23 protein-coding genes are annotated in these 24,545 nt (G+C 63.9%); 19 read left to right on the top strand and 4 right to left on the bottom strand.

Going from position 1 to position 24,545, the window contains the following annotated elements; all coding sequences use genetic code 11:
* The first annotated feature begins 30 nt into the window (after nt 1-30).
* The 11 genes from P9236_RS02590 (at nt 31) to P9236_RS02640 (ending at nt 13,059) form a co-directional block, all read left to right on the top strand.
* Complete coding sequence (locus tag P9236_RS02590; protein WP_278073026.1) at nt 31-3,645, top strand: SPOR domain-containing protein; 3,615 nt, start codon at nt 31-33, stop codon at nt 3,643-3,645.
* Between the two features lie 133 nt (nt 3,646-3,778).
* Complete coding sequence (gene nagZ, locus P9236_RS02595) at nt 3,779-4,798, top strand: beta-N-acetylhexosaminidase (RefSeq protein WP_278073027.1); 1,020 nt, start codon at nt 3,779-3,781, stop codon at nt 4,796-4,798.
* Between the two features lie 62 nt (nt 4,799-4,860).
* Nucleotides 4,861-5,661 (top strand): ScpA family protein, encoded by an 801-nt coding sequence (locus P9236_RS02600; protein WP_278073059.1) that lies wholly within the window; start codon nt 4,861-4,863, stop codon nt 5,659-5,661.
* On the top strand, nt 5,658-6,413 hold the full coding sequence (gene scpB, locus P9236_RS02605; RefSeq protein WP_278073028.1) for an SMC-Scp complex subunit ScpB: 756 nt from the start codon (nt 5,658-5,660) through the stop codon (nt 6,411-6,413). The genes P9236_RS02600 and scpB overlap by 4 nt, the downstream gene beginning before the upstream one ends.
* Before the next feature lie 180 nt (nt 6,414-6,593).
* Nucleotides 6,594-6,812: a twin-arginine translocase TatA/TatE family subunit gene (locus P9236_RS02610; protein WP_278073029.1), complete on the top strand. Its 219-nt coding sequence runs from the start codon at nt 6,594-6,596 to the stop codon at nt 6,810-6,812.
* 44 nt (nt 6,813-6,856) lie between these two features.
* Nucleotides 6,857-7,570: a Sec-independent protein translocase protein TatB gene (gene tatB / locus P9236_RS02615; protein ID WP_278073030.1), complete on the top strand. Its 714-nt coding sequence runs from the start codon at nt 6,857-6,859 to the stop codon at nt 7,568-7,570.
* Nucleotides 7,567-8,430 carry a twin-arginine translocase subunit TatC gene (tatC, locus tag P9236_RS02620; protein WP_278073031.1) on the top strand — a complete coding sequence of 288 codons (864 nt, stop codon included), beginning with the start codon at nt 7,567-7,569 and terminating at the stop codon, nt 8,428-8,430. Before tatB ends, tatC begins: the two co-directional genes overlap by 4 nt.
* 109 nt (nt 8,431-8,539) lie before the next feature.
* Entirely contained in the window at nt 8,540-9,844 is a 1,305-nt protein-coding gene (gene serS / locus P9236_RS02625; protein ID WP_278073032.1) for a serine--tRNA ligase, read from the top strand.
* A gap of 4 nt (nt 9,845-9,848) precedes the next feature.
* Nucleotides 9,849-10,607 (top strand): 5'/3'-nucleotidase SurE, encoded by a 759-nt coding sequence (gene surE, locus P9236_RS02630; protein ID WP_278073033.1) that lies wholly within the window; start codon nt 9,849-9,851, stop codon nt 10,605-10,607.
* Complete coding sequence (locus P9236_RS02635; protein ID WP_278073034.1) at nt 10,604-11,251, top strand: protein-L-isoaspartate(D-aspartate) O-methyltransferase; 648 nt, start codon at nt 10,604-10,606, stop codon at nt 11,249-11,251. The genes surE and P9236_RS02635 overlap by 4 nt, the downstream gene beginning before the upstream one ends.
* 278 nt (nt 11,252-11,529) lie before the next feature.
* Nucleotides 11,530-13,059 (top strand): LysM peptidoglycan-binding domain-containing M23 family metallopeptidase, encoded by a 1,530-nt coding sequence (locus P9236_RS02640; protein WP_278073035.1) that lies wholly within the window; start codon nt 11,530-11,532, stop codon nt 13,057-13,059.
* 101 nt (nt 13,060-13,160) lie between these two features.
* Here the strand turns inward: P9236_RS02640 and P9236_RS02645 are convergent, their stop codons facing one another.
* Nucleotides 13,161-14,033, bottom strand: coding sequence for an ATP-binding protein (locus tag P9236_RS02645; RefSeq protein ID WP_278073036.1), 873 nt, complete (start codon nt 14,031-14,033; stop codon nt 13,161-13,163).
* 266 nt (nt 14,034-14,299) lie between these two features.
* Between P9236_RS02645 and yajC the strand changes: the two genes are divergently transcribed.
* The 6 genes from yajC (at nt 14,300) to P9236_RS02675 (ending at nt 20,164) form a co-directional block, all read left to right on the top strand.
* The gene (gene yajC, locus P9236_RS02650; protein WP_067000009.1) at nt 14,300-14,638 is read left to right on the top strand and encodes a preprotein translocase subunit YajC; all 339 of its coding nucleotides are present in this window, start codon (nt 14,300-14,302) and stop codon (nt 14,636-14,638) included.
* A 55-nt stretch (nt 14,639-14,693) separates the two neighbouring features.
* Entirely contained in the window at nt 14,694-17,246 is a 2,553-nt protein-coding gene (gene secDF, locus P9236_RS02655) for a protein translocase subunit SecDF (protein WP_278073037.1), read from the top strand.
* 221 nt (nt 17,247-17,467) lie between these two features.
* Complete coding sequence (locus tag P9236_RS02660) at nt 17,468-17,857, top strand: Mth938-like domain-containing protein (RefSeq protein ID WP_278073038.1); 390 nt, start codon at nt 17,468-17,470, stop codon at nt 17,855-17,857.
* Complete coding sequence (locus P9236_RS02665) at nt 17,858-18,706, top strand: phytoene/squalene synthase family protein (RefSeq protein ID WP_278073039.1); 849 nt, start codon at nt 17,858-17,860, stop codon at nt 18,704-18,706. It abuts the gene before it with no gap.
* 82 nt (nt 18,707-18,788) lie between these two features.
* Nucleotides 18,789-19,214, top strand: a complete 426-nt coding sequence (locus tag P9236_RS02670; protein ID WP_278073040.1) for a hypothetical protein — start codon at nt 18,789-18,791, stop codon at nt 19,212-19,214.
* Nucleotides 19,214-20,164 (top strand): sterol desaturase family protein, encoded by a 951-nt coding sequence (locus tag P9236_RS02675; RefSeq protein ID WP_278073041.1) that lies wholly within the window; start codon nt 19,214-19,216, stop codon nt 20,162-20,164. The genes P9236_RS02670 and P9236_RS02675 overlap by 1 nt, the downstream gene beginning before the upstream one ends.
* Here the strand turns inward: P9236_RS02675 and trmFO are convergent, their stop codons facing one another.
* From trmFO to P9236_RS02690, 3 genes are all read right to left on the bottom strand, one after another.
* Nucleotides 20,165-21,574: a methylenetetrahydrofolate--tRNA-(uracil(54)-C(5))-methyltransferase (FADH(2)-oxidizing) TrmFO gene (gene trmFO / locus P9236_RS02680; protein ID WP_278073042.1), complete on the bottom strand. Its 1,410-nt coding sequence runs from the start codon at nt 21,572-21,574 to the stop codon at nt 20,165-20,167.
* 505 nt (nt 21,575-22,079) lie between these two features.
* A complete protein-coding gene (locus tag P9236_RS02685) occupies nt 22,080-22,220 on the bottom strand; it encodes a DUF1127 domain-containing protein (protein WP_071096637.1) in 141 nt (46 codons plus the stop codon).
* Between the two features lie 49 nt (nt 22,221-22,269).
* A complete protein-coding gene (locus P9236_RS02690) occupies nt 22,270-22,410 on the bottom strand; it encodes a DUF1127 domain-containing protein (RefSeq protein WP_071031999.1) in 141 nt (46 codons plus the stop codon).
* Nucleotides 22,411-22,643: 233 nt separating this feature from the next.
* Here P9236_RS02690 and P9236_RS02695 point away from each other — a divergent pair, with 233 nt between their 5' ends.
* Nucleotides 22,644-23,759, top strand: a complete 1,116-nt coding sequence (locus tag P9236_RS02695) for a DUF2157 domain-containing protein (RefSeq protein ID WP_278073043.1) — start codon at nt 22,644-22,646, stop codon at nt 23,757-23,759.
* On the top strand, nt 23,756-24,337 hold the full coding sequence (locus P9236_RS02700; RefSeq protein WP_278073044.1) for a GDYXXLXY domain-containing protein: 582 nt from the start codon (nt 23,756-23,758) through the stop codon (nt 24,335-24,337). Before P9236_RS02695 ends, P9236_RS02700 begins: the two co-directional genes overlap by 4 nt.
* Nucleotides 24,338-24,545: the final 208 nt, after the last annotated feature.

Here is a 24,545-nt window from a genome sequence, read left to right on the forward strand (position 1 = left end):
GTCCGACTGTGTGCGAGTTTGGGAACAATAATGGCAGACAGAACCCAGCTGAAAGTAGCCGAAAACAACCGCATCGCTGACGACGATCCGTTCGCGGAACTAACCCGGATCATGGGTTTCGATCCGCGTCAGCCGGTCAGGCCACAGACGCCGGCGGTCGCGAAGGCTGCGCCGGCAAACCAGGCTGCGGAAGACACAGATTTCGACATCGACCTCGAAAAGGAGCTGATGGGCGAATTCGACGTTGCCGAGGAAAGCGCGCCGGTCGCGCAACAGGCGGTCCAGCACGAGCCGGCTTACGACGCCGCCACCGCCGCTCTCACTGGCGACGAGCTTGCCGCTTCTTTCGAGCAGGACTTCGTCTTTGACGACGCGGCCGATCACGCGCACTTTGCCGCGCCCCGCGCGCCGGAGCCTGCCGCCGACATTGACTTCGACGATGATTTCGACAAGGCGGTCGCGGGCTCCTTGGAAGTCTCGCCGCTTGAGGACGAGGTTTCGCCGCTTGAGGACGAGGTTTCGCCTCTTGAGAACGAGGTTTCGCCTCTTGAGGAAGACCTTTCCATCGACCAGGAAATGGCAGCCTCGCTGGATGATGGCTTCCGGTCCGGCCATCACGAGGCCGATGCGGGCCACGGCGCCGTCGCGGCAGTCGAGCCTGCGGCCGAGGCGGCATTCGATGCCGATTTCGACAACGCGGTCCAGATGTCGCTCGAGGACGAGCTGGCGTTCGATGATCGCAAGATCGAGCAGACCGGGTCCGCTGACGTTCAACCGGTCGAAGCTCACGCCGCCGACCAGCCGATCGCCGCCGAGGATTTCGACAGCCACTTCGATCAGGCTCAGTTTGATCAGGAAGTGGCCGATGTCGACATGGATTTCGATCAGCCGCACGACCTGACCCTGCAACGGGAACTGTCGGTCGAGAACGAGCAGCCGCAGGCTGTCTCGAACGATCAGCCGCAGGCCGTCGAAGCACCTGTAGAGACAGCGCGTTTCGCCGCCGATCCCGAGCCCGTTGCCGATCACGAAGCAGCGGCGGAGCAGGTCATCGAAGACGATTTCGAGCTCAGCTTCCGTGACGCCCTTGCCGAGGAGCCGGAAGCCTCCGCCGCCAATCCTGAACCGGTCGCCGATCACCAGACCGCAACCGATCAGGCCTTCGAAGACGATTTCGAACTCAACTTCGGTGACGCTCTTGCCGAGAAGCCGGAAGTTTCCGCTGCCGGATCCGTCGCCGCGGCTGAGCCGTCATTCGAGGATCCTGCTCCGGCCGTCTCGGCCCCGGTTCCGTCGGTCGCCGCAGTCGAACCGGCTAAGCCGGTTGCAACCTCTGCCGAGCGAAGCCTGGAAGACGAGCTCAACGCGCTGCTCGGTGCCATGACCGCGCGGCCTATCCCGGTTGCGCCTGTTCCGGCCGCCCCCGCTCCGGTCGTCAAGGAACCCGCTCCGGCACCGCAGCCGGCCAGCCACGCCGGCCCGCAGGCTGCTGTCGCCGACGATCTCGACTGGGACCTCGATGAGCATGAGCCGGCGCGCGACGAGCAGACCGCCCGGCCTGCCGATCTCGATGGGCTGCTCGCCGGCGAACTCGATCAGCAGGGCTTCGAAGACACGGCGGCCGAACAGAATGCCGAGCCGAGCATCGATTTCGACGACGAGGCATTCGATGCCGCCTTCGCCAAGGGCATAGAGCAGGACGCGCCGGTCGCGCCCGCCGAGCCGGACCGGTCGTGGAGCCGCGTGACGCCGGTCGCCGCGCCGGCGCAAGCGTCGTTCGCGCCGCAACCGCAAACGGCTTCGTCGCCGCAGATGGCGGATCCCGCCTATCGCGACGAGCCGGTGAAGGACTATTCCGCCTACGCCAAACCCGCTTCGTCGCCGCAGATGGCAGCGCCTGCCTATCGCGACGAGCCGGCGAAGGACTACACCGCTTACGCCAAGCCAGCCTCGGCGCGGCAGCCTCGCCATCAGGAGGAAATGCCCGATGTCGAGATAGTCGACGTGCCGGAGCGCGTCGTGGCGCTGGCCGACGATCTCGATATCCCGGAACTCAGCTTCGAGGAAGATCAGCCGGCGGCACCCGCCTATGATGATCTCGATGCCGAGTTTGCGGGCCTGCTCAACGAGATGAACGCGACCGAGATCGCAGCGGCTCCGGTGCAGAGCCGGGGTTATGACGACGATTCCTACAATACCGGATTCAAGACCGGCTACGATCGTCGCGAGTTGCGTGCGGAGACGACCGCCGCTCCGGCGGCTGCGTCCCATGCCGCGGCCGCGAGCGAGTTCGATGCCGATGATTTGCCCGGCAGCCGTCCGGTTTCGCAGGCTGACGACTTTGCAGTCGACGAGCTCGACTACGATCCCGAGCTCGATGAGGCGATGACCGTGCCGGGCCTTGCCGAGCGCGAAGCCGCAAAGCCGCGCAGCCGCGGCTTCATGGTGGCCGCGCTCGTCGGTGCCGCGGTGATTGCCGGCGGTCTAGGTGCTCTTGCCTTCTCCTTCGGCGGCAAGGGCGGCGGCGAGGCACCGGTCATCGTCAAGGCCGACAATTCGCCGATCAAGGTCAAGCCGGAAAATCCAGGTGGCGCCGTGGTGCCGAACCAGGACAACAAGGTCTATGACGCCGTGGCCAAGGGTGGTGCGGCCAAGCCCGCCGAGCCGGTGCAGCAGAAACTGGTGACAAATGTCGAGGAGCCGATCGACGTGGCGTCCAAGGAGCCGCCGCAGAGCCGGATCGTCGACCTTTCGCCTGATGACACCGATGCCGCGCCGGGCACGGACGCAGCGGGCAATGCGAACGCGGCTGCGCCGGCTCCGGACGTGGTTGCACCGGCTCCGGACGCAGTCGCGCCGGCTCCGAACGCAGTGGCGCCAGTTGGTGCGCAAGCGGGTGCGCCCAAGAGCGCGCAGCCGGTCGTCCCGGCGCCGAAGTCGGAGGACCGCATCGCCCAGGTGCTGCAGGAGGCCGACAAAGGGACCAACAACGATGTCGTCGCCGTTGCGCCGCGCAAGGTCAAGACCATGATGGTGAAGGCTGACGGCTCGCTGGTTCCGCACGAGGATCCGGCTCCCGTCGCGCCGAAAGTCGCGGCGACCGAACCAGCCGATCCGGTGCCGCAGCACGTGGCTCCGGCAGGGCAGGGCGACGCCCAGCCGACGGGAACCGTCACGCCGGCGACCGATCAGACAGCCGATCAGGTCGATTCCGGTCAGGACGAGACCGCCAAGCCGGCGAAACCCGCTGCCGCGCCGAAGGCTGAGGCCAAGGCTCAGTCGACCAACACGCCGGCGAAGGTGCCGGTGGCGCCGCCGCGCCCGTCCGACCAGCCGGTCGACATCGTCGGCGAGGTCAAGCCCGACAAGGTCGCCTCCATCGATCCTGCTGCTGCAGGCGGCGGCTCGTGGTCGATGCAGGTCGCCTCGCAGCCGACGGTTGAAGGCGCCCAGTCGACCTATCAGGACCTGCAGCGTCGCTACGGCAGCGTGCTTTCCGGGCGCAAGGCCAACATCGTCAAGGCGGAGATCGCCGGCAAGGGCACGTTCTACCGCGTCCGCGTTCCGGCGCAGTCACGCAATGACGCGATCAACCTGTGCACCAGCTACAAGGCGGCCGGCGGTACCTGCTTCGTCTCACGCTGACCGTTTCGAACATCTCAAAGCCGGCGCCGCCGCAAGGTCGCGCCGGCTTTTCGTTGTGGACGGTTCACGGCTTGCGGGCACCGTCGGGCAGGGGTGATTCCCTTTGCTTGGCCAAAGCTTTAAGGTTTCATCCATGACCGAATCAAAATCCATGATCCTCGGCTGCGCCGGGAAATCCCTCACTGAAGAGGAAATCCGCTTCTATCGCGATGAACGGCCATGGGGCTTCATCCTGTTTGCCCGCAACATCGGTGAGACCGGGCAGATCCGCGACCTGGTCGCCTCGATGCGCGACTGCGTCGGGCGTCCGGATGCTCCGGTCTTCATCGATCAGGAAGGCGGCCGAGTGCAGAGGCTGCGTCCGCCGCTGGCGCCTAATTATCCCGCCGGCGGCGCGCTCGGCGCCCTTTGGCGCGACGACCGCGAGGCCGGCCGCCGCGCGGCCTGGCTCTTGGCGCGGCTGCATGCCTTCGATCTGCTGCGCCACGGGATCACCGCCGATTGCCTGCCGGTGCTCGATGTGCCGGTCGAAGGTGCCTCCGACGTCATCGGCGCGCGTGCCTATGGCGAGGAGCCCGAGGCCGTGATCGAGCTTGGCCGGGCTTCGGCCGAAGGCTTGATGTCGGGTGGCGTCCTGCCGGTCATGAAGCATATTCCCGGCCACGGCCGTGCCTTCGCCGATACGCATTTCGCGCTGCCGACGGTCGACACGCCGCTTGCCGAATTGCGGGGACATGATTTCGCCCCGTTCAAGGCGCTCAACCATCTGCCGATGGCGATGACGGCGCATGTCGTCTACAGCGCCGTCGACCCGGACAATCCGGCAACGACCTCGGCCAAGGTCGTCAACGAGGTGATCCGCGGCGAGATCGGCTTCGACGGGCTCTTGATGAGCGACGACACGTCGATGAAGGCACTTTCTGGGGATTTCCCGACAAAGGCGGCCGCGATCCTTGCGGCCGGCGTCGATCTCGTCCTTCACTGCAACGGCGTTTTCGAGGAAATGTCGGGGATCGCGTCGCGCACGACGGCGCTCGAGGGCAAGTCCCTGGCGAGAGCGGAGCGGGCGCTGACCTATATCAAGAGCCGCGACGTCGCCGACGAAGGTGCGATACGCGCGGAATTCGCCACCTATTTCGAAGCGGTGGCCTAAACCGAAGGAAAGAAAGGCAAGTGGCGGAGACATTGGACAGCAAGGCCGCGAAGGCCGCACCGATGGACCGTCTGTGGGCCGAGAACGACGATTCACGTCTGACCGGCGATCCGTCGCTGGTGGTCGACGTGGCCGGCTTCGAGGGCCCACTCGATCTTCTGCTACATCTTGCCCGCAACCAGAAGGTCGATCTGGCACGCATTTCCATCCTGGCTTTGGCTGAGCAGTATCTGGCCTTCATCGAGAAGGTGAGGGTGCTAAGACTGGAGCTCGCCGCCGACTACCTGGTGATGGCGGCATGGCTCGCCTTCCTCAAGTCGAAGCTCTTGATCCCGAAGCAGCCGGGCGAAGAGGGTGAGAGCGGCGAGGAACTGGCGGCGGTGCTGCAATTCCGGCTGAAGCGGCTGGAAGCGATGCGCGATGCCGCCGCGAGGCTGGTCAACCGAAACCGGCTCGGCCGCGACGTCTTCGCGCGCGGCATGCCGGAAATGGTGATCGTCGAGAAGCGTAACGCCTATTCGGCCTCGCTCTACGATCTTCTGACCGCCTATGCGCAGCAGCGCCAGCGGCAGGCGATCAACAACGTGACGATCGCCCGGCGCGCCGTCTGGTCCTTGAAGGACGCGCGCGAAGTGCTGGCGCGGCTGGTCGGGACGATCGGCGACTGGACGGCGCTCGACAGCTTCCTGATCCAATATCTAGCGGCGCCGGAGGAGAAGCGAACGGCGGTCGCCAGTTCCTTCGCCGCGACGCTCGAAATGGTGCGCGAAGGCAAGCTGGAAGTGCGGCAGGATCAGGTTTTCGCGCCGATCTATCTGCGCGGCCGCGCACAACGGGTCAAGGCAGTCGAGGTGGCATCATGAGCGAACGCGCCAACGCTTCGGTCATTCCGTTCAAAGTCGAGGACGAGCCGGAAGACGAGATGGCCGAACAGGGTTCTATCGAGAACCCCGCCGAGCGGCTGCAGCTGTCGGAGGCCGTGCGCATGGCCGAGGCGATCATCTTCGCCAGCGCCGAGCCGGTCAGCGAAAGACAATTGGCGGCGCGCCTGCCCGAGGGCGTCAGCATAGCGGCGGCAATGGCCGATCTCCAGGAAATCTATGCCAAGCGCGGGGTTAACCTGGTGCGGGTCGGCGATGCCTGGGCATTCCGGACCGCCGGCGATCTCGCCTTCCTGATGAGCAGGGACTCGGTCCAGCAGAGAAAGCTTTCGCGCGCGGCGCTCGAGGTGCTGGCGATCATCGCCTACCACCAGCCGGTCACCCGCGCCGAGATCGAGGACATCAGGGGCGTCGAGACCTCCAAGGGCACGCTGGACACGCTGCTGGAAACGGAGTGGGTCAGGATGCGTGGCCGTCGCCGTACGCCCGGCCGCCCTGTTACCTATGGCACCACCGATGCCTTCCTCGACCATTTCGCACTGGAGGAAATCCGCGACCTGCCCGGCATGGAAGAGTTGAAGGGCGCCGGGCTCCTGTCGACGCGCATGCCGTCCAATTTCTCGATCCCGGTGCCGCCGGCCGATCCGGAGGCGCTTGCCGAGGACGAGGATGCCTTGACAGATATCGACCTCGAGGAGCTTGGACTGCTCACGCCGCGCGTCACCGAAGAGTGAGCGCAAAACCGGCCGCGAATGCTCTATGGGGAAAGCCTGCGCGGATTCGTAGCAATGCGCTCACGCCGAAAATGCGTGACATAGGCCAGCCATTTTATCAACTTCATTGCGGTTGTGTTTGAATCCCTGAGCGAAAACGCATAGATCATCGCCGAGGGAAAACATTCGAGAGAGATTGTTATGGGTTCACTATCGATATGGCACTGGCTGATCGTTCTGGTCATCGTGCTGCTGCTGTTCGGCCGCGGCAAGCTGCCGGAGCTGATGGGCGACATGGCCAAGGGCATCAAGAGCTTCAAGAAGGGCATGGCCGACGACGATGCCGACGACAAGCGTACCGTCGAGCACCGTGCCGACGAGACCGTTTCGCCGGGCAAGGAAAAGGTCAGCAAGAGCTGAGCCCCAGGCACTCGTTGGAACAGCTCTCGTTGGAATAGATCGCCATGTTCGAAGTCGGTTGGAGCGAACTGCTGGTGATCGCGGTCGTCATGATCGTGGTCGTCGGGCCGAAGGATTTGCCCAACATGCTGCGCACTTTCGGCCGCACAGCGGCCAAATTGCGCGCCATGGCGGCCGATTTCCAGAAGCAGTTCAACGACGCCTTGAAGGAGGCCGAACTCGACGACGTCAAGAGTTCGGTCGACAGTCTTCGCGGCCTCAATCCGATGACCGAAATCCGCAAGCAGCTCAATCCGTTCGAGCAGGCGGCCGCTGATGTGCGGGCGGGCGTCGATACGATGATGAAGCCCAAAGCGCCCGATCCGGCGGCATCGACGCCGCAGGCGGCCGAGCCGCTCAAAAACGGCGCGACCGAAATGCCTGGCGTCAACGGGCCAGAAGCGGCTGCGGCCGCGCCGATCTTCCCGGCAATGACCGACGCCGGCGTGACCGCGCCGGTTGTCGAGACGGCGACGTCCGCCCAGCCGTTGAAAAAGGCGGCGGCGCCGAAGGCGAAGGCGGCCGGTGCCGCGACGAAGGCAGCATCGACCAAGGCTCCCGCGGCGAAGACCCCGACAAAATCCGCGCCGGCTCCGGCAAAGGCGGTAGCGCCCGCCAAGAAGATTCCGCCCAAGGCTGAAGCCAAACCCACCGCGGCGAAGAAGCCGGCCGCAAAGAAGGTCGCCGACACCAAGAAGGCGGCGGGAGCCGCCAAGTGAGCGTTTCGGATCAGGAAAGAGACGAGATCGAGAAATCGTCGGCACCGCTGATCGAGCACCTCATCGAGCTGCGCCGGCGGCTGATCTGGTCGCTGGGCGGCTTCTTCATCGCTTTTCTCGTCTGCTTCTTCTTCGCCAAGCGCCTGTTCAACCTTCTGGTCATCCCGTTCAAATGGGCGACGCAATGGGCCGGGCTCGACCCGCACAAGGTCGAGCTGATCTACACGGCGCCGCAGGAGTTCTTCTTCACCCAGGTGAAGCTTGCCATGTTCGGCGGCATGGTCATCGCCTTCCCGCTGATCGCCACGCAGATCTACAAGTTCATCGCGCCAGGCCTCTACAAGAACGAGCGCAGCGCCTTCCTGCCGTTCCTGATCGCGTCGCCCATCCTGTTCCTGATGGGCGCCTCGCTGGTCTATTTCTTCTTCACGCCGATGGTGATGTGGTTCTTCCTCGCCATGCAGCAGGTCGGCACCAACGACCAGGTGCAGATATCGCTGCTGCCGAAGGTGTCGGAATATCTCAGCCTGATCATGACGCTGATCTTCTCCTTCGGCCTGGTGTTCCAACTGCCGGTGGTGACCAGCCTTTTGACGCGCGTCGGACTCCTGTCCTCCCGGGCACTGGCCGAGAAGCGCAAATGGGCGATCGTCATCGCCTTCGTCGTCGCCGCGGTGTTGACGCCGCCGGATCCGATGAGCCAGATCGGCCTTGCCCTTCCGACCATCGTGCTCTACGAGGTCGCCATCTTCTCCTCGCGCATGATCGAGCGCAGCCAGGAGCGTGACCGACTTGCACGCGAGCGGCGGGAGAACGGCGGCACGGTCGCCGACAAGGCGCCGGACACCTCGTCAAGCTGAGCGGGAGTTGTGCCGAGGCCGGAAAATAGCGGCCTCTTCGGCATGCCAGCTTGCATCGATGACGGATGCGGTTTACGCCCTCGAACCTTAGTTTGAGGACGGATCAACCATGCTTGACATCAAATGGATTCGCGAAAATCCAATCGCTCTTGTCGATGCGCTGGTGAAGCGCTCCTGGCCGGCAGGCGAGGCGCAGTCCACCGTCGACGAGCTGATCGCCAGGGATGAGGCGCGGCGTGCGCATCTCAGCGAACTGCAGGTCAAGCAGGAGCGCCGCAACGCCGCATCGAAGGAGATCGGCAACGCCATGCGTTCGGGCGACGCTGCGTTGGCGGAAAAGCTCAAGGGCGAAGTCAGCGATATCAAGGCCTTCATCCAGAACGGCGAAGCGCGCGAGCGCGAGCTCGACAAGGCGCTGAACGACGCGCTCGCGGTGTTGCCCAACGTTCCGCTCGACGACGTGCCGGTCGGCAAGGACGAGCACGACAACGTCGTCAAGCGCATCGTCGGCGAGGCGCCGACGCGCCCGAACTGGGTGAAAGAGCATTTCGAGATCGGCGAAGCGCTCGGCATGATGGATTTCGAGCGGGCGGCGAAACTGTCGGGATCGCGCTTCACGGTGCTGAAGAGCCAGCTCGCGCGCATGGAGCGCGCTATCGGCCAGTTCATGCTTGATCTCCACACGACCGAACATGGCTATGAAGAGATCCAGCCGCCGCTGATGGTGCGCGACGAGGTGCTGTTCGGCACCAACCAGCTGCCGAAATTCGAGCTCGATCTGTTCTTCACACCGCATGGCGACGGACGCCTTGGCCTGATCCCAACCGCCGAAGTGCCGCTCACCAACCTCGTGCGCGAGGAGATCACCGCGCATGAGAAGCTGCCGCTGCGCTACACGGCGCTGACGCCATGCTTTCGCTCGGAAGCGGGCTCGGCCGGCCGCGACACGCGCGGCATGCTGCGCCAGCACCAGTTCTACAAGGTCGAGCTGGTGTCGATCACCGACCAGGAAAGCTCGCTTGCCGAGCATGAGCGCATGACGCAATGCGCCGAGGAAGTGCTGAAGCGGCTCGGCTTGCCGTTCCGCACGGTGACGCTCTGCACCGGCGACATGGGTTTTGGCGCGCGCAAGACCTATGACATCGAGGTCTGGCTGCCGGGCCAGAACGCCTATCGCGAAATCTCGTCCTGCTCGGTCTGCGGCGATTTCCAGGCGCGCCGCATGGATGCCCGCTACAAGGACAAGGACGGCAAGGGCAACCGCTTCGTCCACACCCTCAACGGTTCGGGCACCGCGGTCGGCCGCGCTCTCATTGCCGTCATGGAAAACTACCAGAATGAGGACGGCAGTGTAACCATTCCTGAAGTGCTGCGGCCTTACATGGGTGGCCTCGCCAAGATCGAATCGAAATGAGTCCATGCGCATCCTGCTGACCAACGATGACGGCATCCATGCCGAGGGGCTGGCGTCGCTCGAACGCATCGCCCGTACGCTCTCGGATGACGTCTGGGTAGTCGCGCCCGAGCAGGACCAGTCAGGCTATGCGCATTCGCTGTCGATCTCGGAGCCGCTGCGGCTGAGGACGGTCGGCGAGAAGCATTATGCCGTGCGCGGCACACCGACCGACTGCGTCATCATGGGCACGAAAAAGATCCTGCCCGGACCGCCCGACCTCATCCTGTCGGGCGTCAATTCCGGGGCCAACATCGCCGACGACGTCACCTATTCCGGCACCGTTGCCGGTGCCATGGAAGGCGCGCTGCTCGGCGTGCGCTCGATCGCGGTGAGCCAGGCCTATTCCTATGTCGGCGAGGACCGCGTCGTTCCCTACGAGACGACAGAGGCGCTGGCGCCGGCGCTGCTCAAGAAGCTGATCGCGACGCCGCTGCCGGACGGGGTGCTGCTCAACGTCAATTTCCCGAACTGCGCGCCCGACGAAATCGAGGGCACCGTCGTCACCTCGCAGGGCAAGCTGGTGCACAGCCTCTGGGTGGATGAGCGCCGCGACGGTCGCGGCCTGCCTTACTATTGGCTGCGCTTCGGCCGCGAGCCGGTCGAAGGCAAGAAGGGCACCGATCTCCATGCGTTGCGCAACCGGCTGGTGTCGGTGACGCCGCTGCAACTCGACCTCACCGCCCATGAACTCCGCGACCAGCTGACCAAGGCCCTGTCATGACCATGGACGACCGCGAAGGTTTTGCCGCTTTTCTGCTCCGTCTGCGCGGCCGGGGCACTGCGCCGAAAGCGTTGATCGCCGCCTTCGAGGCGACGCCGCGGCGCGGTTTCCTGTCCGCGCAATTTCATTCGATCGCCTGGTCGGAGGGCATGCTGCCGATCGAATGCGGTGAAGCGATCGAGGGTGCGGATCTGCAGGCGGCGGTGATCGCGGCTTTGGCCATCGAGCCGGGCAACCGCGTGCTCGAGATCGGCACCGGGTCGGGATATACGGCTGCGGTGATGTCCAGGCTTGCCGCGCGCGTCGTTACTGTCGACCGCTACAAGACCTTGACCGAACAGGCAAAGCAGCGCTTCGAGGCGCTTGGCATCGGCAATGTCATCGCGCGCCAGGCGGACGCCTCCAATGGCTTGCCCAACGAAGGGCCGTTCGACCGTATCCTCGCCTGGGCGGCCTTCGACAGCCTGCCGCGCTTCCTGCTCGACCAATTGTCGAGCGGCGGCATCGTCATCGCGCCGATCGGCCCCGAGGAGGGCGAGCAGGTGCTGGCCAAGCTCACCAAGGTCGGCAGCCGTTTCGAGCGTGAGGACATCGGCATGGTCAGGCTGCAGCCGATCCTGCGCAGCGTCGCCGCAGTCATCTAGCGGGGTTGGATTCAGGTCAGGCCGGCCTGCAAATGGCGGCTTCTTGCGCTTCCGGCCGAAGCACTCGTGAGTGGCGTGACAGTCAAGGCTACGGCGGGCGTAGGCCGGTTCTCGGAAACTACCATTTTCGACGCGGCCTGACCCGAATCCCAACTCAGCTTGTGCGCCTCGAAAAGTTTTAAGAAAATTTTCGCCGGATTCTAATGGGTTAACCGGCCAGTAACATTAACGCGCTTTAATCAAGACCAGTTTGTACCGGGTCTGTGCGGGTTACTGCGATGCAATTCAATAGTTTGAAGGCAAACGGACGCAATCTGGCGCGCGGCTGCGCCGTACTCATGATCGCCGGCGCGGCGGCCGGGTGCAGCTCGCAGGCCATGCGCTTCAATGGTGTCGACGACGTCTTCACATCGTCCACCAACAACCAGCGCGCCATCATCAACAAGCAGGGTGCCGACCAGCCTTATCCGGGCGATACGGTCGCGCCGGCGCCGGTAGACGGCAGTCATACCCAGTCGGTGAGCCGCTCCAGCCTCGAGCCGGTGACCTCACAGCAGCTGCCGCCGCCCTCGGCGCCGGCAGCGCCCGCCAAGCCGATGCGCACCGCTTCAGCCCCGGCGCCGGCGCCAGCTCCCGCCGCGCCGCATCTCGACAAGGCGACTACCGGCACCATCGCGCCGGCCGCGAAGCCATTCAAGGCCGCCGAGCCCGATGCCGTGCGCAACGCAAGTGCCGCGCCGCACGCCACCGAGATCGTAGTGAGGGAAGGCGAGACGATTTCCGGTCTCGCGCGGCAATATCATGTGCCGGCCGATGCGATCATCAAGGTCAATGGGCTCGATGCCAACAAGGGCATCAGGACAGGCCAGAAGATCGTCATCCCCGCCTACGCCTATTCGAGCAAGGCCGGGCCCAAGGTTGCCGACGCCACCAACCCCGTCACGCCGAAGCAGCCTGCCGGCGCGCCGGAGAAGGTTGCCGTTCTGCCGCAGCAGCCGAAGCTCAAGGATGGCAAGTCCGCCGCGCAGGTCGATGCATCGGCCGCCGCCAGCGGCTCGAAGAACGCCAAGCCCATGCCGCAGATGGCTGAGGCAAAGCCGGCGGGCGCCGGCGGCACCTACACCGTCCAGCAGGGCGATTCCCTGTCTTCCATCGCCCGGAAGACTGGCGTTAGCGCCACAGCGCTCAAGCAGGCCAACGGCATGAAGGACGGCCTCTTGAAGATCGGCCAGACGCTCAAGGTTCCGGCCGGCGGTACCGTTGCCGTCGCCGCCGCCAAGCCCGCCGCGACCAAGCCGGCCGTCGATCCGGTGACGACGGCGACCACGCCGTCGCCGGCAAAGACCACGCCATCGGAGACGCTCGCTTCCTACACGCCGCCGAAGAAGGACGCCAAGGTCATCCAGCAGGCCGAGGACGACGAAGCGGCGGCGCCGGATGCAACCGGCATCGGCAAGATGCGCTGGCCGGTGCGCGGCCGCGTCATCTCCGGCTTCGGCTCCGGCAAGGATGGCGTCGACATCGCGGTGCCGGAAGGAACGCCGATCAAGGCGGCCGAGAACGGCGTCGTCATCTATGCCGGCGACGGCCTCAAGGAGTTCGGCAACACGGTGCTGGTGCGCCATGAGAACGGCCTGGTCACCGTCTACGGCCATGCCAGCTCGATCGAGGTGCAGCGCGGCCAGAAGGTCAAGCGCGGCCAGGAGATCGCGCTGTCCGGGATGAGCGGCACGACGGACTCGCCGAAGCTGCACTTCGAAGTGCGCAAGAACTCCGCCCCGGTCGATCCGAGCGGCTATCTCGAATAGAATAAGAACAATTGCGGGCCGCCTGACCTCCAGTCCGGCCCGCCGTCTTCAGCCCGCTCCGCCAGGGGCGGGCTTTTTCAGTGTGGGCGACCAATCCTGGATCAATCCTTGAGCGGCCTGCCGAGGCGGCCGGCTAGATCCTGGGTGAACTGCCAGGCGACGCGGCCGGAGCGGCTGCCACGCGTCGTCGCCCATTCCAGCGCTTCCGTGCGCAGCGTTTCGGGGTCGATTGTCAGGCCGTGGTAGCGGACATAGCCGTCGATCATATCGAGATACTCGTCCTGCGAGCATTTGTGGAAGCCGAGCCACAGGCCGAAGCGATCGGACAGCGAAACCTTTTCCTCCACCGCCTCGGAAGGGTTGATGGCGGTCGAGCGCTCGTTGTCGATCATGTCGCGCGGCAAGAGATGCCGCCGGTTCGAGGTGGCGTAGAAGATCACATTGGCCGGCCGACCTTCGACGCCGCCTTCGAGCGCCGCCTTCAGCGACTTGTAGGAGGTGTCGTCATGGTCGAAGGAAAGGTCGTCGCAAAACAGGATGAAGCGATAGGGGGCCACCTTGAGCAGTCCCATCAGCTTGGGCAGCGTGTCGATGTCCTCGCGGTGGATCTCGATCAGCTTCAGCGGCCGGTCGAGCCTGTCCGAAGCGTTGACCTTGGCGTGCACGGCCTTGACCAGCGACGACTTGCCCATGCCGCGCGCGCCCCAGAGCAGCACATTGTTGGCGGCAAAGCCGGACGCGAAGCGCTCGGTGTTGTCGAGCAGGATGTCGCGGACGCGGTCGACGCCGCGGATCAGGCCGATGTCGACGCGGTTGACCTTGCGCACCGGCTCCAGATAGCCGGGATCGGCCTGCCAGACGAAGCAGTCGGCCACGCCGAGGTCAGTCTCCGGAACAGGGGGCGGGGCGAGGCGGGAGACCGCCTCGATCAGGCGGTCGAGCTTTTTGCTCAGGGCGTCCAAGCTATCGGTCATTTCGAGGTCTTTTCGTTCAGGCATCTTGCAACGTGAAGCGGCTTCATGGCTGCGCACCAAGGACCAACCGCAAGCTTTTGTTGGAGCACAATCTTTTCGGCCAGCTCCAGGTGGCTTCCGGCTGCGACGCTCTAGCACGCGCCAAACGGCTGGAAAAGCAACGGATTCGGCGGGTCGCGGAGTTGCATTGGCAACTTTACCGACTATATTCCGCCCAAATTTTCGCGGGGCCGTCCCGGCGTATTTCACCATCCAGGAGTTTCTTGATGTTCGTCACACCGGCATACGCCCAAGGCGTCGGCACCTCGCCCGATATGTTCATCAGCATTTTGCCGTTTGTCCTGATTTTCGTGATCATGTATTTTCTGATCATCAGGCCGCAGCGCACGCAGCTGAAGAAGCGCCAGGAAATGCTGGCCGCGGTGCGCCGCGGCGATACGGTGGTGACCGGCGGCGGCTTCGTCGGCAAGGTGACCAAGGTGATCGACGACAATGAGCTGGAGATCGACCTTGGCGGCGGAACCAAGGTGACGGCGCTGCGCTCGACGATCTCTGACGTGCGCGTCAAGGGCGAGCCGGTGGCGAACCAGAACGCCAAGAAGTAATCATCACCTCGATGGCGGAACGCTGCCGCTTGTACGCCTGAACGGATAAGAACGAATGCTGTATTTCTCGCGCCTGAAGATGATCCTGATCTGGCTGGCCGTGGCCGTCACAGTGATCCTCGCCGCGCCCAACCTGTTCCCGGCAAGCACGCTGGCGCAACTGCCGAGCTGGGTGCCGAAGCGGCAGATGACGCTCGGCCTCGATCTTCAGGGCGGCTCGCACATCCTGCTCCAGATGGATCAGAACGACCTGGTCAAGGATCAACTGGAGACGACGCGCGACGAGATCAGGACGCTGTTGCGGGAAGCCAAGATCCAATACACCGGCCTTGGTGGAACGGGCCGGACCGTGCAGGTGCGCATTAGCGATCCGAGCCAAGTCGAAGCCGCCAAGACAGCGCTGAAGCCGATAACCAATCCGATCGCGGCTGGGCTCTTCACCGGCGGTTCCGTGCAGTCGATGACGCTGGACGATTCCGAGCCCGGCTTGCTGAAGTTCACCGTCACGGATGGCGGTATCAAATACCGTACGTCGACAGCGTTGTCGCAGGCGATCGAAGTCGTGGAGCGGCGTGTCAATGCGCTGGGCACTACAGAGCCGATCGTGCAGCGGCAGGGCGACGATCGCATTCTGGTCCAAGTGCCTGGGCTTCAGAACCCGCAAAGGCTCAAGGATATCATCGGCCAGACCGCCAAGCTGACGTTCCAAATGGTCGATACGTCAGTGCCGGTCCAGGACGCGATGAAGAACCGCCCACCGCCAGGCGATTCGGTCTTGTATTCCCAGGACGATCCTCCGGTTCCCTATCTGGTGGAGAACCGCGTGATCGTATCGGGCGAAGACCTGTCGAATGCAACGCCGACCTATAACTCGCAGACCAACGAGCCGGTGGTTTCGTTCACGTTCAATTCTCGCGGGGCGACTCGGTTCGGTCAGGCGACCCAGCAGAATGTCGGCAAGCCGTTCGCCATCGTGCTCGACAATCAGGTGATCTCGGCGCCGGTAATCCGCGAGCCGATCCTTGGGGGGAGCGGGCAAATCTCCGGCAATTTCACCGCCGAGAGCGCCAACGACCTTGCCGTGTTGCTGCGCGCCGGCGCGTTGCCGGCCAAATTGACTATCATCGAGGAGCGCACGGTTGGTCCTGGCCTCGGTCAGGATTCGATTCACGCCGGCAAGGTGGCAGGCGTGATTGGCTCGATCCTGGTCGTCGCCTTCATGTTCGTCGCCTATGGCTTTCTCGGTTTCCTCGCCAACGTCGCGCTTGCCGTGCACGTAGCGATGATCGTGGGCGCACTTTCGCTACTCGGCGCCACGCTGACCTTGCCGGGTATCGCCGGTATCGTGCTCACCATCGGCATGGCGGTGGACTCGAACGTTCTTATCTACGAGCGTATCCGCGAGGAGCGACGAAACGGCCGTTCGGTCATCCAGGCGATCGATACCGGCTTCTCCAAGGCGCTGGCGACCATCGTCGACTCCAACGTAACCTCGTTGATCGCGACCGTGGTGCTATTCTGGCTGGGCACCGGTCCGGTCAAAGGCTTCGCCATCACCTACGCCATCGGCATTCTGACGACGGTCTTCACTGCCTTTACCTTCACCCGCATGCTGGTGGCGATCTGGCTGCGGCGAGCCCGCCCCAAGGAATTGCCGCGGGCGCCGGTCACCTTCATCCCGCCGGGCACCAAGATTCCGTTCATGGGTATCCGCCGCTGGACCTTCGCCTTGTCCAGCCTGCTGTCGATCCTGTCGGTCGTCGGGTTCCTGACCATCGACATCAACTACGGCATCGACTTCAAGGGCGGCTCGATGATCGAGGTGCAGGCGAAGCAGGGCAACGCCGATCTCGCCGACATCCGTGGCCGGCTGTCCGAGCTCAACATCGGCGAGATCCAGGTGCAGCAGTTCGGCCAGCCGAACGACGTGCTGATCCGCGTCGGCACACAAGACGCCGGCGAGAATGCCGAGCAGACCGTCATCGACAAGGTGAGGGGCGAACTGCAGGACCAGTATGACTTCCGTCGCGTCGAGGTGGTGGGACCGACAGTCTCCGGCGAACTGGCCAAGCAAGGCACGATCGCCATGCTGATCGCACTGGTCGGCATCCTGCTTTATGTCTGGTTCCGCTTCGAATGGCAGTTCGCGGTCGGCGCTATCGTCGCCACTGTGCACGACGTGGTGATGACGATCGGCTTCTTCGTCATATCGGGGCTGGAATTCAACCAGTCGTCGCTGGCGGCTATCCTGACCATCATCGGTTATTCGCTGAACGACACCATCGTCGTCTACGACCGCGTCCGCGAGGACCTGCGTAAATACAAGAAGATGCCGCTGCCTCAGCTTCTCAACAATGCCATCAACGAGACGCTGTCGCGAACCACGCTGACCTCGGTCACGACGTCCCTGGCGCTTTTGGCACTGGTGCTGTTCGGCGGCGAAGTGATCCGCTCCTTCACGCTGGCAATGCTGTTTGGCGTGGTGTTCGGCACCTATTCGTCGATCTTCATCGCCGCGCCGCTGCTGATCCTGTTCAAGTTGCGGCCGCAGGCCGCGACCGCCGACGAGGAGAAGAAGCCGGCGAATGGCAAGGCCGTGGCGACCTGACGCCGCCAGATCAGGATGGCGTTTCGGCGAACCGTCATCCTGATCTAGTCTTTTGTTGGAAAGCATGATCTTTTCCGAAAACCGGTTCCCACTTTTCGAGATCATGCTCTGGTGCCGGATGATTTCAGGTCGACCTGAAATCATCCGGCTCTAATCAAAGAGATAGAGCATGATGTCGTCCGAAAACCGCTCCACACTTTTCGGCATCATGCTCTAGACCCATGGCCAAAGGCATCATCATCCGCGAGGCGCATTTCCCGGGCAGAGCGCCGATCGAGGCCTATGGCAATGGCGGATTTCGCTTTGCCGACATGTCGCATCGTGGCTCGCTGTTCTGCCTGCCGTCCGGCATCCATGGCTGGGAGCCGGCCGATCCGTCGGCGCTGAAGACCTCCGACTTCGACAAGCTGTTCGCCCAGGCCGACAAGGTCGAGATCCTGCTGGTCGGCACCGGCAAGGATCTGCGGCCGCTGCCGGCAGCGTTGCGCACCGCGTTCAAGGAGGCCGGTATCTCGGCAGATCCGATGTCGACGGGAGCGGCCGTGCGCACCTACAACGTGCTTCTGGCCGAGGACCGCGCCGTGGCCGCGGCCCTTGTTGCTGTCGATTGAATGGCCGGCACGCGCGACATCGTCATGGGCGCGGTGCGTGCCGCCGACCATGACCGGTATCTGTCGGCACTCTATGCGCCGGCCAACAAGCGCGACGCTTTGCTTGCGCTCTATGCCTTCAATGCCGAGATCGCCGGCGTGCGCGACCGCATCCAAGAGCCGCTGCCGGGCGAGGTCAGGCTGCAGTGGTGGCGCGATGTCATCTTGGCCGAGGACGAGGCCGAGACCGGCCATCCGACCGCCGATGTGCTGAGGGCGGCGATTACCGCTCATCACCTGCCGAAGGCCGCTTTCGAGAACATGCTCGAAGCGCGCGTCTTCGATCTCTACGATGATCCGATGCCATCGCGGACCGACCTCGAGGGTTATTGCGGCGAGACGGCCGCGGCGCTCATCCAACTTGCGGCAATGGTGCTCGATCCGACTGCTGCGCCAGGCTTTGCCGAATTGGCGGGCAGGGCCGGCTGTGCGCAGGCGATCACCGGTCTGCTGCTCCTGTTGCCGCTGCACCGTCGACGGGGCCAATGCTACGTGCCCGCAGACATCCTGGCGGCCGCTGGCACGACGCCGGAAGAGTTCGTCAAGGGCGATGGTGGGGCCGGCGCTGAGCGAGCAGTAGCGGCGACGATTGCGCTGGCGCGAGAACATCTCGGCGCTTTCGAGAAGGGCGCACCGGCTCTCCCCGCGTCACTGCGCTCGGCCTTTCTGCCGCTCGTCCTGACGCGCGCCTATCTCGACGAGATGGAAAAAGGAGCGCCATCGCCGTTGAAGGGCGCTGCGGCGCTCTCAGCATTGCGCCGGCACTGGCTGCTCTTGCGCCATGCCACGCGGGGCTGGGCACCCCTTTGACGTAAACGTCAATCGTGCTAGGTGTTCTGCCGGCTGGACTCGCCGCCGAAGAAGAGCGAGCCGCCGGAGGAGACGCCTTCACATGAGCCTACCTGTCCTGGTCATCCTTGTGGTGGTCGGTATCGCGCTGTCGGTCGCGGCCGTGCACTTTACCGGCGGCACAATTACCGCCACCCTCGCCACTGCTGATCAGGCGCTCGCGCGTTTTGCCGAGGATTTTCCAGACGAGAAGCCTGGCACGGTCAGGTTGACCGCGGACAGGCATGCCGCGTTTCTCGATCTCGGTCCGCAACGCTGTGGCATCGTCCAGAGTATCGGCGACTGCTTCCTGACCCGCATTGTCACACCGCAGGACATTCTGGCGTTCACGAGGGAAGGGAATGTGGTGTCGCTAGGGCTGAATGACTTCACCTGGAAAGGCGGCAAGTTTGCCTTCGCCAAGGAAGCTGACGCGCGGGCGGTGGCCGCGGCGCTGCAGAACCATGATCAGATCCGAAAGGCTGCGTGATGGACGACTACAACTTCCCGCAGGTCACGCAGCTTGCCATCCCGTTCTTCGTCACGGCGATCCTGATCGAGCTCTGGCTGGTGCGCACGGGCCGCGCCAAGGGATCGTTCGAGACGCGCGACACACTGACCAGCCTGATGATGGGAACCGGCAATGTCGTTGCCGGGCTGCTGCTCGGCGTCGTGTCCTACTGGGCGCTGCTATGGCTCTGGCAGTTCCGCTTCTTCAATCTCGGCCTGTCGATCTGGGTGTTTGTCGCCGCCTTCCTGCTCGATGATCTGCGCTACTACGTCTATCACCGCATCGCGCACCGGGTGCGCTGGGTCTGGGCCGAACACGTCAACCACCATTCCAGCCAGCATTACAATCTCTCGACGGCGCTCAGGCAGAGCTGGACCGGCCTCTTTACCTTCACCTTTATCCTGCAGGCGCCGCTGGTGCTGCTCGGCTTCCATCCGGCGGTGATCGCCTTCGTCTTCGGCTTCAACCTGGTCTGGCAGTTCTGGATCCACACCGAAACGATCGGCAAGATGTGGGGCTGGTTCGAGTTCATCTTCAACACGCCCTCCCACCACCGCGTCCATCACGCCATCAACCCGCGCTATCTCGACGCCAATTTCGCCGGCACGCTGATCGTCTGGGACCGCATGTTCGGCACTTTCGTCGAGGAACTGGAGGAGGACCGGCCGCGCTACGGCATCGTCAAGAACATCGGCACCTTCAACCCGCTGAAGGTCGCCTTCCACGAGTGGATCGGCATGTTCAAGGATGCGGCTATGCCGGGACTGACGCTCAGCCAGCGCCTCAACTATCTCATTCAGCCACCCGGCTGGAGCCATGACGGTTCGCGCGACACGTCGGAAACGCTGAAGGCGGCCTATGTGCGGAGAAATGCGGGTGAGGCGGGGAAACCGGGACTGCCGAGGGCGAGCGCCGAGCCGGCTGAGTAGCTATTCCGCTGCCTGTGCCTGAACCGGCAGCCGCAACCACTGCCTGCAATCGGCAAGCGCGCGCGCCGTGATCGTTCTGCGCTTGGCGACGGTTTTGTCCTTGCCGCGCAGGCGCTTGCCCTCGGACTTTGGCGCCTCGACCGGCGGGAACAGGCCGAAATTGACGTTCATCGGCTGGAAGGAGCGTTTGCCCGGCTCGTCGTCGGAGACGATGTGGCCGCCGGTGATGTGATTGAGCAGCGCGCCGAAGGCCGTGGTCGGCGGCGGCAGCGAGGGCGCCTGGCCAAGCCGTTCTGCGGCGGCGAAGCGGCCGGCGAGCAGGCCGATCGCGGCGCTTTCGACATAGCCTTCGCAGCCGGTGATCTGGCCGGCAAAGCGCAGGCCCGGCCGCGATTTCAGCTGCAGCGACGGATCGAGCAGCGTCGGCGAGTTGATGTAGGTGTTGCGGTGCAGACCGCCGAGACGAGCGAACTCGGCATTTTCGAGCCCGGGAATGGTGCGGAAGATGCGCACCTGCTCGGCGTGCTTCAGCTTGGTCTGAAAACCGACCATGTTGTAGAGCGTGCCCAGCGCATTGTCCTGGCGGAGCTGCACCACCGCATAGGCCTTGACCGAAGGATTGTGGACGTTGGTCAGACCCATAGGCTTCATCGGCCCATAGCGCAGCGTCTCGACGCCGCGCTCGGCCATCACCTCGATCGGCAGGCAACCGTCGAAATAGGGCGTGCCCTCCCACTGCTTGAACTCGGTTTTTTGTCCTTCCAGCAACGCCGCCACGAAGGCGAGATACTGCTCCTTGTCCATCGGGCAGTTGATGTAGTCCTTGCCGGTGCCGCCGGGGCCGACCTTGTCGTAGCGTGACTGGTACCAGCAGACATTCATGTCGATCGTGTCGAAATGCACGATCGGCGCGATGGCGTCGAAGAAGGCGAGCGCATCGGCGCCGGTTGCGTCAGCGATCGACTGTGCCAGCGAAGGCGCCGTCAGCGGACCGGTGGCGATGATCGCCTGGTCCCAATCCGCCGGCGGCAGTCCGGGCACTTCCTCGCGCTGGATGGTGATCAGCGGATGCGCCGTGATCTTCGCCGTGACCGCGTCGGAAAAGCCGTCGCGGTCGACGGCCAGCGCGCCGCCGGCCGGGACCTGATGCGCGTCGCCGGCGCTCATGATCAGCGAGCCGGCAAGCCGCATTTCGGCGTGCAGCAGGCCGACGGCATTGGTCTCGGCATCGTCGGAGCGGAAGGAATTGGAGCAGACGAGCTCGGCCAACCCCTCGGTCTTGTGGGCGTCGGTGCCGCGCACGGGGCGCATTTCATGCAGCACGACCGGGACGCCGGCCTTGGCGATCTGCCAAGCGGCTTCGGAGCCGGCGAGGCCGCCGCCGATGACGTGTACGGGATTTTTGCTCATGAGCGCCGAAATAATCTCTCGACGCGGCGAATGCAATTGTCGGCTTCACAAGCCGATGCGCAAGTCTGCGCCAGCTATTCATTTTACGCAATCCCGGACGGAAGGCTACGGCGAAGTCGCCGAGCCCAACCGCTGCACACTTTCCTGGAATTGCTCTGAAAACAACAACACCCGCCGGGGGAGGAGGTCCGGCGGGTGTCGTTTTGGGGGTCGATCCTCGGGAGGAGGTGAAGATCGACCGTATTCGCCATCGCCGGGGAGGAGGTCGGCTTTGACGAAATTCCTTTCGCCTTTTTAGAAGGGCGAAACCTTCGAAGACGAACTACGTTCGCTTGGAAGACGAACTTCGTTCGCTCGGAAGACGAACTTCGTTCGCTTCTGAACAACGCCCGCCGGGGGAGGAGGTCCGGCGGGCGCCGTTTCGGTGGTCAACCTTTGGGAGGAGGTAAAGGTTGACCGTATCCGTCAGGGTCGGGGAGGAGGTCGACCCTGGCGAAATTCCTTATCAAACCGCCTTGCGGGCGATCATCTTGATCTCGTCACGAACGATGCCGAGATCATGGAGCTGGCGGTTCGAAAGCCGACCCAGCTCGGAAACCGTCTCGCGATAAACGCGCCAGTTACGGTAGCTGCGGATCAGGTTCATTGTCTTAGTCTTTCAAAACTGGTTCGGACCATTCGCGGTCCGAAGCGGATTAGACCGCCTTGCGGGCGACGTAGTGGATGTCGCTGCGGCTGATGCCGAGGTCGGTCAGTTCACGGTTCGACAGGCGGCTCAGCTCGGAAACGGTTTCCCGGTAACGGCGCCAGTTGCGGTAGTTGCGGATCAGGTTCATGGTAGTTCTCGTTTCGTCTTTAGTTCGGATCATTCCGTTTGTGTACGAACAGAAAATAGGTGGGGTCATATCGGTTTAAAAGTGCCATTGGCGCATGGCAGCAATGCAAATTGTGCAATGCAACATTAGCGGCCATTCACGCTTGCGACACAAAGAAGGCCGAATCGGAAAATGCCGCTGCGTCAACGGTTTGGCTGTTCCGGCTAAGAGAATGACCAAGCTTGGGGGAACGCATGGCGAGCTATACGACAAAGGTGAGGGTCGATATCGCCCGCTGGCGGGAAGCGGGCCTGATCGATGCGGCGACCGCCGAGGCCCTGGCGCGCGACGTGACCGCCAACGAACGAGCGTCGCTCAGCTTCGGCTCGATCCTGGCGATGATGGCGGCGCTGCTGTTCGGCGCGGCGATTCTGATCTTCGTCGCGGCCAACTGGGAAGCCATTCCACGGCTGGCGCGGGTGGCGGCGCTGTTTGCGGTCATCCTCGGCGGCTATGTCGGCGGCGCCGCTCTGAAGACACGCGACCATGCGGCGATCGGCGAGGCGCTATGGATCGTCGCCGCCGCGGCCTTTGGCGGGTCGATCGCATTGATAGGGCAGATGTACCACTTGTCTGGCGACGAAGCCTCGGCGCTGCTGACCTGGTGGGCGGGCACGGCGCTGGCAGGGGTCACCTTGCGCTCCAGCCCGCTCACCGTGGCCGCGGTCGGGATCGCCGATGGATGGCTGTTCTTCAAGGGGTTCGGCTATTACTGGCACGCCGGGTTTCCGCATTTCTTCGTCGCCATGGCGATCGTTCTGTTCGCCATCTCGTTCTGGACGCGCAGCCTGGCGGCGCGTCATTGCATCATCCTTTCGCTGATCTTCTATCTTGTCCTGCTGGCCCTGGATCACAACACGCTGCGGGTCGCCATCCCGGTGGTCGCGGGTTCAGCGGCGCTGTTTGCCGCCGGCGTCTTTGCCGCCGGACCAGTCGACAGGATCCTGCAGCTCGGCGGCCGCTTGCCGTTGCATGCGCTGCTCGGATTCCTGACGGGCCTTGCCATCATCCAATTCGAGCTCGCGGATGAAAGCACCTACAACAGCGGCTTTGCCGTTGCCTCGATTACCGCGTTGGCCGGCATCGTCGCGGCAATCATGCTTGCGGGGCGCGAGAGCCGCGGGCTGCGCTGGCTGGCCTATGCCGGCTTCGCTTTCGAGCTAGCCATCATCTACAGCGTCACCCTGCAGTCGATGCTGGATACAGCCGGCTTCTTCCTCGCCGCGGCGGTGCTGCTCGGCATCCTGGCGCTGGTCATCATCCGCATTGAAAAACGCATGAGGGCGCCCGCGGGAGGAGCAGCGGCATGAGCGGGAACAGGCTGATCATCTCGGCGCTGGTGCTGGCGCTCGTCCAGATCGGCTTCCTCAGCTGGATCATCGCCGGGCGCGCGGCGATCCTGCGCAACGGCAAGGAAGTTCTGCTCAAGGTCGAGCCCGTGGATCCGCGCGATCTCCTGCGCGGCGACTATATTTCGGTCAACAACAGCATATCGCGGATCCCGGTGAAGCTGATCGCCAACATCCCGCAAGGCATGTTTTCCAGCGACGACACCTCGATCGTGGTGCGGCTCAAAAAGGGCGCCGACGGCTACTGGCAGCCGACGGCGGCGTGGTTCGGCAAGGCACCGGCGTCGGCAGGCCCGGACGAGGCAGACATTGCCGGCCATCTCGCCGAGGGCTGGGGCCTTCGTGACCCGGAAGCGACGATCGCGCCTGAGTACGGGATCGACCGCTTCTATGTGCCGGAAGGCGAGGGCATGGCGATCCAAACAGACATGCGCGTGCGGCCATTCGGCATCAAGCTCGCGCTTTCAGCCGATGGGACGCCGCAGATCAAGGCACTCATGGACGGCGACAGGACACTGTTCAAGGAGCCGCTTTATTAAAGAGCTGCGTGTCTTGAGTTGGCGCTGAAGAGTTCAGCGTGCGCATTGCCTGCGCCGGTCCTCCTCTGCCAAGGCTTCGGAGGTTTTGCTCTAACGAGCCTCAGGTGGCTTGCCACCCGAAGCTCGTCAGAGGGTTGTGTGCGTCAAGTTCTGCAAAAAAGGGGCGGCCATATTGCTGGTCATGCGGCTTGGCGTAGAGCGAGCTTCT

The sequence above is a fragment of the Mesorhizobium sp. WSM4884 genome, assembly GCF_029625675.1.
In the GTDB taxonomy this organism is placed as follows: domain Bacteria; phylum Pseudomonadota; class Alphaproteobacteria; order Rhizobiales; family Rhizobiaceae; genus Mesorhizobium.

Coding starts and splice junctions, on each gene's coding strand:
- P9236_RS02635 (WP_278073034.1), top strand. CDS start 10,604: ATGACCATGGACGACCGCGAAGGTTTTGCCGCTTTTCTGCTCCGTCTG.
- P9236_RS02670 (WP_278073040.1), top strand. CDS start 18,789: ATGAGCCTACCTGTCCTGGTCATCCTTGTGGTGGTCGGTATCGCGCTG.
- P9236_RS02645 (WP_278073036.1), bottom strand. CDS start 14,033: ATGACCGATAGCTTGGACGCCCTGAGCAAAAAGCTCGACCGCCTGATC.
- P9236_RS02700 (WP_278073044.1), top strand. CDS start 23,756: ATGAGCGGGAACAGGCTGATCATCTCGGCGCTGGTGCTGGCGCTCGTC.
- nagZ (WP_278073027.1), top strand. CDS start 3,779: ATGACCGAATCAAAATCCATGATCCTCGGCTGCGCCGGGAAATCCCTC.
- P9236_RS02640 (WP_278073035.1), top strand. CDS start 11,530: ATGCAATTCAATAGTTTGAAGGCAAACGGACGCAATCTGGCGCGCGGC.
- P9236_RS02610 (WP_278073029.1), top strand. CDS start 6,594: ATGGGTTCACTATCGATATGGCACTGGCTGATCGTTCTGGTCATCGTG.
- P9236_RS02690 (WP_071031999.1), bottom strand. CDS start 22,410: ATGAACCTGATCCGCAACTACCGCAACTGGCGCCGTTACCGGGAAACC.
- P9236_RS02660 (WP_278073038.1), top strand. CDS start 17,468: ATGGCCAAAGGCATCATCATCCGCGAGGCGCATTTCCCGGGCAGAGCG.
- P9236_RS02685 (WP_071096637.1), bottom strand. CDS start 22,220: ATGAACCTGATCCGCAGCTACCGTAACTGGCGCGTTTATCGCGAGACG.
- surE (WP_278073033.1), top strand. CDS start 9,849: ATGCGCATCCTGCTGACCAACGATGACGGCATCCATGCCGAGGGGCTG.
- serS (WP_278073032.1), top strand. CDS start 8,540: ATGCTTGACATCAAATGGATTCGCGAAAATCCAATCGCTCTTGTCGAT.
- scpB (WP_278073028.1), top strand. CDS start 5,658: ATGAGCGAACGCGCCAACGCTTCGGTCATTCCGTTCAAAGTCGAGGAC.
- P9236_RS02590 (WP_278073026.1), top strand. CDS start 31: ATGGCAGACAGAACCCAGCTGAAAGTAGCCGAAAACAACCGCATCGCT.
- P9236_RS02695 (WP_278073043.1), top strand. CDS start 22,644: ATGGCGAGCTATACGACAAAGGTGAGGGTCGATATCGCCCGCTGGCGG.
- P9236_RS02600 (WP_278073059.1), top strand. CDS start 4,861: ATGGACCGTCTGTGGGCCGAGAACGACGATTCACGTCTGACCGGCGAT.
- tatB (WP_278073030.1), top strand. CDS start 6,857: ATGTTCGAAGTCGGTTGGAGCGAACTGCTGGTGATCGCGGTCGTCATG.
- yajC (WP_067000009.1), top strand. CDS start 14,300: ATGTTCGTCACACCGGCATACGCCCAAGGCGTCGGCACCTCGCCCGAT.
- trmFO (WP_278073042.1), bottom strand. CDS start 21,574: ATGAGCAAAAATCCCGTACACGTCATCGGCGGCGGCCTCGCCGGCTCC.
- P9236_RS02665 (WP_278073039.1), top strand. CDS start 17,858: ATGGCCGGCACGCGCGACATCGTCATGGGCGCGGTGCGTGCCGCCGAC.
- P9236_RS02675 (WP_278073041.1), top strand. CDS start 19,214: ATGGACGACTACAACTTCCCGCAGGTCACGCAGCTTGCCATCCCGTTC.
- secDF (WP_278073037.1), top strand. CDS start 14,694: ATGCTGTATTTCTCGCGCCTGAAGATGATCCTGATCTGGCTGGCCGTG.